This is a genomic window from Frankia sp. Hr75.2 (assembly GCF_949319125.1).
Classification (GTDB): Bacteria; Actinomycetota; Actinomycetes; order Frankiales; family Frankiaceae; genus Parafrankia; species Parafrankia soli.
This window is the reverse complement of the sequence record NZ_CASGGV010000259.1, coordinates 1-328: the sequence shown is the minus strand read 5'-3', so window position 1 is coordinate 328 and position 328 is coordinate 1. Positions and strand designations below refer to the sequence as shown.

At 62.5% G+C, this 328-nt stretch carries 1 protein-coding gene; it reads right to left on the bottom strand.

What is annotated here, in order from left to right; genetic code table 11:
- Positions 1-72: 72 nt before the first annotated feature.
- Positions 73-328: DUF5372 family protein (locus AC559T_RS17925; protein WP_498869479.1), on the bottom strand; the 256-nt coding region annotated here is incomplete at its 5' end.

Sequence of the window (328 nt, the reverse complement as noted above, 5' to 3'; positions counted from 1 at the left end):
TAACTGCACCCGTGTCATACACGATGACCTACCGGACCAGCCCCCGCCACCAGGACGAATCCCGCAGACAGATCACAACCAGATACGCGCCCTAAGAGCCGTCAACCCGTCGATCGAGAGCCGGCCCCGCTCCGCGGACGGACCACGGTCCGTCCACGCCGCCGGCAGCGTGATCTGACCCGAACCCGGCCGAACACAGACGAACAACGTCCCACCCGACCACCGCTTACTGAACAGGACGTCGAGCCGCTGACCGTGCAGCGCATGGAACGGATGTACAACAACAAGGGATTCAGAAGATCGACTGTCAGATGCGGCTGTATGCCGT